At 76.8% G+C, this 7,920-nt stretch carries 2 protein-coding genes; both read left to right on the top strand.

Going from position 1 to position 7,920, the window contains the following annotated elements:
- Positions 1 to 3,616, top strand: a 3,616-nt coding sequence (locus tag AA75_RS14430; protein WP_149038133.1) for an SDR family NAD(P)-dependent oxidoreductase, incomplete at its 5' end; no start/stop codon positions are given.
- Between the two features lie 24 nt (positions 3,617 to 3,640).
- The coding region (locus tag AA75_RS14425; protein WP_149038132.1) for an amino acid adenylation domain-containing protein at positions 3,641 to 7,920 on the top strand (4,280 nt) is incomplete at its 3' end.

Here is a 7,920-nt window from a genome sequence, read left to right as displayed (position 1 = left end):
CGTCCTGCGGACCCAGCAGCTCACCCTGCTGGTCGTCACCGCGGACCCCACCCGCGCCGACGCCGCCGGTGCGCTCGTCCAGACCCTGCGTCAGGAGAACCCCCGGCTCGCCGGACGTGCCGTGCTGGTCCCTGCGCACGGCGCCCCCGACGTCCGGCGGCTGCTCGCGGAGGCGGCCGCCCCGGCGCCCGGGCACGGGCACCTGGCCGACCTGCGGACCGCGGCGCGCACCCGGCGGGTGCTCGCACCGTGGCAGCTGCCGGGCGCCGTCCCCACCGCCCGGCCGGACGGGGTGTACCTGGTCAGCGGCGGGGCCGGCGGGATCGGGTCGGCCCTGGCCCGGCACCTGACGGACCGTCCCGGCACCCGGGTGGTGCTGTGCGGGCGTACGGCCTGGGCGGACCTCCCGGCACCGGTCCGCCGGACCGTGGCCGGACACGGGCGGCTGCGCTACGCAGCGGCCGACCTCGGCGCGCCGGGGGCGGCGGCCGCCCTGGTCAAGGACGTGCTGCGGACCGAGGGCGCCCTGCACGGCGTCTTCCACGCCGCGGGCGTGGTGCGCGACGGTTACCTGCTGCGCAAGACGCCGCAGGACGTGGCGGAGGTGCTCGCCCCCAAGATCCTCGGCGCGGCCGCGCTCGACGAGGCGACCGCGTCGCTGCCGCTGGACGCGTTCGTGCTGTTTTCCTCGGTCGCCGCAGTCACCGGCAACCTCGGGCAGAGCGACTACGCCTTCGCCAACGCCTTCCTGGACGGCTTCGCCACCCGGCGGGCCGGCCGGGTGGCCCGCGGGGAGCGGTCCGGGCGGACCCTGTCCGTCCAGTGGCCGCTGTGGGACGTCCCCGGGATGACGATCCCGGCACCGGTCCTGGAGGTGGTGCGGCAGCAGACCGGCATGGCCCCGCTGCCCGCCGCCACCGCCCTCGCCGCGCTGGACCGCCTGCTGGCCTCGGACGGCCCGGCCGTGGTCTCGCTTTTCCACGGCGACGCCGCCCGCTGGCACCGCCACCTGGCCGAACAGCAGCTGACCGAGCCGCAGCTGACCGAGCCGGACCCGACCCCGCAGGACCCGACCCCGCAGGACCGCGCCGGGCAGTGGCCGGCCGCCGGTGCCACGGCCGGTTCGGAGCGGCCCGTTCCGGCGGCCGACGGTGCCCGGCGGGGCGTGCTCGCCGACCTGGTGCACCGGACGGTGGCCGATGCCATCGGCCGGCCGGTGGGTGCCGTCGGCGGCGGTACCTCGCTGGAGTCGCTGGGCCTGGACTCCGTGATGATCCGTACCGTCGCCTCGCGGCTCAGCGCCGAGGTGGCACCGGTCGGCCCGGAGATGCTCTTCGGCCTGCGGGACCTGGACGAGCTGGTCGGCCTGCTGGCCGACCGGGAGCCCCGGCCGACGGCGGCCGCCCCGGCTGCCCCCGTGCCGGGCCTCGTGCCGGCCGTGGTGGCGACCGCGGTGCCGACCGTGGCACCGGCCGATGACCGGTTCGCCGTGATCGGGATCAGCGGCCGCTACCCGCACGCCCCCGACCTGGACGCCTTCTGGCAGAACCTGCTGAACGGCAAGGACACCGTCTCCGAGCTGCCGACCGACCGCTGGCCGGACGCCGGCGGGGTCCGCGCCCGGGGCCACTTCCTGGACGGGATCGACGCGTTCGACCCGGCGTTCTTCGGCCTGTCCGGCCACGACGGCACCCTGCTGGACCCGCAGGAGCGGCTGTTCCTGGAGGTCGCCTGGGAGGCGATGGAGGACGCCGGGTACACCGGTCCCCGTCTCGACACCCTGGTCGCGGCCGACGGCGAACGCCGCAGTGTGGGCGTGTTCGCCGGCATCACCTCCAGCGACTACCGGCTGCTGGGCGCCGAGCGCTGGGCCGCCGGGCACCGGGACATGCCGTCGGGGCACTACTGGAGCCTGCCCAACCGGCTGTCGTACCTGCTGGACCTGCGCGGCCCCAGCCAGCCCGTCGACACCGCGTGCTCCTCCTCCCTGGTGGCGCTGCACCTGGCACTCGACGCCATGCGGCGCGGCGAATGCGCGGCCGCACTGGTCGGCGGGGTGAACCTGTACGTCCACCCGTCCCGGTTCCGGATGCTGCGGCAGTCCGGGTTCCTCGCCGAGGACGGCCGGTGCCGCAGCTTCGGCGCCGGCGGGTCCGGCTTCGGCCCCGGCGAGGGCGGCGGCGCCGTCGTGCTGAAGCCGCTCGCCCGGGCGCTCACCGACGGCGACACCGTCCACGCCGTGGTGCGGGGCAGCGCGGTGGCCCACGGCGGCCGGACCAACGGGTTCACGGCCCCCAGCCCGCGCTCCCAGGCCAGGGTGGTACGCGCCGCGCTGCGCGACTCCGGGGTGGACCCGGCCACCGTCAACGTGATCGAGGCGCACGGCACCGGCACCGAACTCGGCGACCCGGTCGAGCTCGCGGGCCTTCAGGACACCTACGGCCGGGCCGGGGACGGCGCGGCCCCCTGCTCGCTCGGCTCGGTCAAGTCCGCCGTCGGGCACGGCGAGTCGGCGGCGGGCATCGCCGCGCTCACCAAGGTGGTGCTGCAACTGCGCCACCGGACGCTGGCGCCCACCCTGCACGCGGACCCGGTCAACCCGGGCCTGCGGCTGGCGGACACCCGCTTCGTGCTCCAGCACACCGCCGACCGCTGGCAGCCGGTCACCGGTCCCGACGGCAGCCCGCTGCCGCGGCGCGCCGGGATCAGCTCGTTCGGCGCCGGCGGGGTCAACGCCCACGTGATCGTCGAGGAGTTCCTGCCCGAGCGGTACGGGCGGCCCGCGGAGACCGCCCCCGCGACCACCACGGCGGCCGGCCCGGAACTGGTGCTGCTCTCCGCTCCCACCCGGGACCACCTCGCGGCCACCGCCGACCGGCTCGCCCGGTGGCTGCGCAGCCCCGAGGGCTCCACCGATCTGCGGGCCGTGGCGCACTCGCTGCGCACCGGCCGGGCGGCCATGGACCACCGCCTCGCGGTGGTGGCCGCCGACACCGCCGAACTGGCCGCGGCGCTGGCCCGGTTCGCCCGGCCGGAGGCCGGCGGCGCGAGCGGCACGACGGTCCGGTCCGCGGACGTCCGCGAGGGCGGCGGCCACCGGGAGCTCGGCTCACTGCCGGAGACCACCGCATTCCTGTCCGAGCTGTGGCGCAACGCGCGCCTGCACCAGCTGGGCGAGCTGTGGCTGTCCGGACTCGACGTCGGTGCCGGTGCGGCGGACGAACCGGCCGCCGGGCGCGTCGCGTTGCCGCCCTCGGTCTTCCTGCGGCGCCGACTGTGGCTCACCGACCAGCCCGGCGAGGGCCCGTCGGACGCGGACACCGCCGACCTGACCCCCGTCCCGGCCGGCCCCGCACTCCCGGCCGACCCGGCGCCGGACCCGGTGGCCGAACGGCTCACCCGCCTCGTCCGGGGCTTCCTGCCGGACACCGCCGGCTCCCCGGCGCCCGACCGCACCCTGCTCGAGCACGGCATCGACTCGATCAACCTGATGAACCTCCGCTTCGAGATCACCGAGCAGTTCGGGGCGACCCTGCCCCTCCAGCTGCTCAGCGAGTCGACCCTCACCGCACTCGCCGCCCGGCTGACCACCGACCACGCCCACGACCGGGCCTGAAACAGAGGGAGTTGGCGTCACGCCATGACCATCCAGACCAGCCCCGCCGACCGGCACCGGCCGTTCCCCCTGACCGAGGTCCAGGAGTCCTTCTACGTCGGGCGCAGCACGGCCGGCGCCGACGGCGCCGGGACCCAGATCCACCTCGAGTTCGAGACGGACCGGCTCGACGCCGACCGGCTCGCCGCCGACTGGAACCGGCTCGTCGCCGACACCGACATGCTGCGCGCGCACCTGCTGCCGGACGCCCGCCAGGTGGTCCGCGAGCACGTCCCGGCGTACCGGCCGGTCGTCCGCGACCTCACCGCGGCCGGCCCGGCGGAACTGCGGGAGGCGCTGGGGGAGTTGCGCGCGCAGGCCGCGGCCGCCGTCGATCCCCACCACTGGCCGCTGTTCGCGGTCGGGGTGGCGCAGCTGCCGGGCGACCGGACCAGGGTGATGCTCACCGTCGACGAGCTGATCGCCGACGGCCCGAGCGTCTCCCTGCTGCTCCAGGACTGGTACGCCCGGTACACCTTCGGCGAGCGGCCCGTCCGGCCGGCCGTCGGCTTCCGTGACTACGCGCTGGCCACCGCCGCGACCCGGCCGTCCGGGACCTCGCTCGGCTACTGGCGCGACAAGCTCGCGACCGCCGACTTCGACCGGCCGCTGCCGCTCGCCCGCCCGGCCGCCCCGGACGCGCCCGCCGGCGGCACCGGTGACGGCCCGCACCGGCGGCTCGCCCTCCGGCTGGAGCGTGCGCAGTGGGAGCGGGCCAAGGAGGCGGCGCTGGAGGCCAGGGCGACGCCGTCCGCGATGCTGCTCGCGCTGACCGCCGCCGCGCTGTCCGCGCCCGGGGCGGGCGCGCTGCCGATGGTCCTGACCACCTACAACCGCCGTCCGCTCCACCCCGATGTGGCGCGCCTGGTGGGGCCGTTCCTGTCCACCTCGGTGTTCGTCGCCCCCCGGCCCACCGGCACGCTCGGCGAACTGGTGGCCGAGGTCCGCGGGCAGCTCTGGCGCGACCTGGAACACACCGACGTCAGCGGGGTGCGGGCGCTGCGCGAGCGGGCCAGGACCTCGCCGGGCCGCCGGGCGGCCGCCGTCCCGGTGGTCTTCACCAGCCTGCTCGGCAGCATCGCCGACCAGCGGGCCGAGGACCCCGGCAACTGGGCCGCGCTGGTGGACGCCGACGCGTCCGCCACCCGCACCCCCGGCGTCCAGCTGGAGATGTGCGTCCAGGAGCACGCCGGAGCGCTCCAGGTGTCCTGGGACTTCCTGCCGCAGGCGCTGGACGAGGCCCTGGTGCGGGCCGCCTTCGGGCGCCTGCTCGACAGCCTGGCGCGCGTCGCCGACCGGGGGCCCGCGGTGTGGGACACCGAGGCCCGACCGACCGCGACCGTCCCGGCGGCCGCGGGCCCGTCGCGGCTCCCGCTGACCGAGATCCAGTCGGCGTACCTGGTCGGGCGGCTGGGCGGCCTCGGCGGCGCCGCCGAGAGCCGCGTCCAGCAGGAGTTCCTGCTGGAGCACCACGACGTGGACGCCCTGGAGGCGGCCTGGAACGACCTGGTGGCCCACCATCCGATGCTGCGGGCCGCCGTCCACCCGGACGGCACGCTGGAGGTCGCGGCCGAGGTCCCGCGGTACCGGATCGCCCGCCACGACCTGACGGCGCTGCCCGCCGGCCCCGACGGGACGGCCGCGGTCGAACGGGAGCTGGCCGCGGTCTCGGCCCGGCTGGGCGAGGGCACCTTCCCGCTCGGCGGCCGCCCGATGTACGCGCTGGAGGCCAGCCTGCTGCCGGACGGCACCACCGTGCTGCACGTCGTCCTGGACGCGCTGCTCGCCGACGCCCGCAGCTTCGCCCTGCTGTTCGGCCAGCTCTTCGCGCTGCACGACGGCGACCGGCGGATGCTGGACACCCCCGCCGACCCCCGGCCGTACCTGGCGGACCGGCCCGTACGCGCCCGCGACGAGGAGGCCCGGGCGGCCCGCCTCGCCTGGCGCGAGAAGTTCGCCGCCCTACCGAACGGACCGGCGCTCCCCGACCCGGAGCCGCAGGCCCGGCGCCTTCACCACCGCGCCGACCTGGGCTCCTGGCGGCGGCTCGGTGAGCGTGCCGCCGCCATCGGGGTCCCGGCCGACCTGGTGCTGCTCACCGCCTACACCGACGAGCTGCGCCGCGAGTTCGGGCCGGACCCGTTCACCGTGACGGTGGTGTCCTGGGACCGGCCGGCGGGCCTCGCGGGCGCCGCGCAGATGGTCGCCGACTTCACCCAGCTCGCCTGGGTGGTGGTGGACGACACCCTGCCGCAGGACTTCGCCGAGCGTGCCCGGGAACTGTGGGCCCGGACCCGGGCCGACCTGGAACGCGGTGAACTCCAGCCGGGGCTGGCCGAGTTGCGCGGGCGGGTGTTCCGGTCGGGCGGCGGGCTGCGGCTGCCGGTGGTCTTCACCCGGGTCCCCGCGATCGACCCCGCGCTGCACCCGCGCGGTGTCCGGCTGCGGGCCAGCCAGTCGCAGACCGCGCAGGTCGCCCTCGACCACGTGCCGCTGCTGGTCGGCGACGACCTGGTCGGCCAGTGGGACGCCGCCGAGGGCTGCCTGCCCGCGGACCGGCTGGCGGCGATGTTCGAGCGCTACGCGCAGCGGGTCCGCTCCTTCCTCGACGGTGCGGCCGCCCCCGACGGCCCGGCGCTGGCCGTGCCACCCCGCCCGGCCGCGGCCCTGGTCCCGGATTCGGCGCCGGCCCCGGCCGACACCTCGCCGACCATGACGGAGCTGATCGACCGGGCGCTGGAGCGGTACGCCGACCGGACGGCCGTGCGGTGGGACGGGCGCACCGTCGACTACCGCGAGCTGGACCGCCGGACCGCGCAACTGGCCCACCAGCTGGCCGCCATGGGCGTTCGCCCGGGCGACCACGTCGCCGTGCACATGGACCGCTCCGACGACCTGGTGGTCGCCCTGGTCGGCATCGTGCGGGCCGGTGCCGTGTACGTGCCGGTCGACCCGGCCAACCCGCCGGAGCGGGTGCGCTACCTCCTCGAGGACAGCGGCGCCCGGGTGGTGGTCGCCGACGCGGCCCGCGCCGCCGTCCCGGCCGCGACCGGCGCCCTGGTGCTCTGCCAGGACCGGGACGAGGACCGGGCCCGGCTGGCGGCCCGGCCGGCCACGGCCCCGCAGCCGGGGGTCGGCCCGGACGACCCGGTGTACATGATCTACACCTCCGGCACCACCGGCCGTCCCAAGGGCTGCCGCAACACCCACCGGGGCTTCGTCAACCGGGTCCGCTGGATGCAGGACCGCTTCCCGCTGGACGCCGGGGACCGGGTCGCCCAGAAGACGCCGTACGGCTTCGACGTGTCGGCCTGGGAGTTCTTCTGGCCGCTGCTGGCCGGCGCCTCGATCGTGGTCGCCCGTCCCGGCGGCCACGTCGACCCCGGCTACCTCGCCCGGCTGCTGCGCGACGAGCGGGTGACCGTGGCCCACTTCGTCCCGTCCGTGCTCGGCCTGTTCCTGCGCGAGCGCACCGCCGCCGACTGCGACTCGCTGCGGTACGTCTTCGCCAGCGGGGAGGCGCTGCCCGTCCCGACCATGCGCCAGTTCTTCGACGTGATGCCCGGCGGAGCCGAGTTGCACAACCTCTACGGGCCCACCGAGGCGGCCATCGACGTCACCCACTGGGCGTGCCGCCGGGACTGGGACGAGGCCACCGTGCCGATCGGCCGGCCGATCTCCGACACCCGGATCCACCTGGTCGACGAGCGGCTGGCCGAGGTCCCCGACGGAACCCCGGGGGAGATCGTCATCGGCGGTGCGGGCGTCGCGCTCGGCTACCACGGGCGGCCGGAGCTCACCGCGGAGCGGTTCATCGCCTCGCCGTTCGCCGACGACCCGTCACCGCGCCTGTACCGGACCGGTGACCTGGGGCAGCTCGGCCCGGACGGCGAACTCCGCTACCTCGGCCGGATCGACGGCCAGTTCAAGCTGCGCGGCCTGCGGATCGAACCCGAGGAGATCGAGGCCGCCCTGACCGCGCTGCCCGGGGTGCTGGAGGCCCGGGTGCTGCCGGTCACCGACCACACCTCGCAGGAACAGGTGCTCGCGGCCGTCTGCATCGAGGGGGACGGCGTGCCCGCCCCGTCGGTGGGGACCCTGCGCCGGGCCCTGGCCCGGACCCTGCCGCCCTACCTGGTCCCGAGCAGCTTCCGGTTCGTCGACCGGCTTCCGCTGACGGCCAACGGCAAGCTCGACCGCACCGCCGCCGCCGCGCTCTTCGGGACCGCCGGGCCCGCGGCGCCCGCCCCGGCGGACGACACCAC

It is taken from the genome of Kitasatospora sp. MBT63, assembly GCF_000710465.2.
In the GTDB taxonomy this organism is placed as follows: domain Bacteria; phylum Actinomycetota; class Actinomycetes; order Streptomycetales; family Streptomycetaceae; genus Kitasatospora.
The sequence above is the reverse complement of the archived record's forward strand: the minus strand, read 5'-3'. Positions and strand labels throughout refer to the sequence as shown.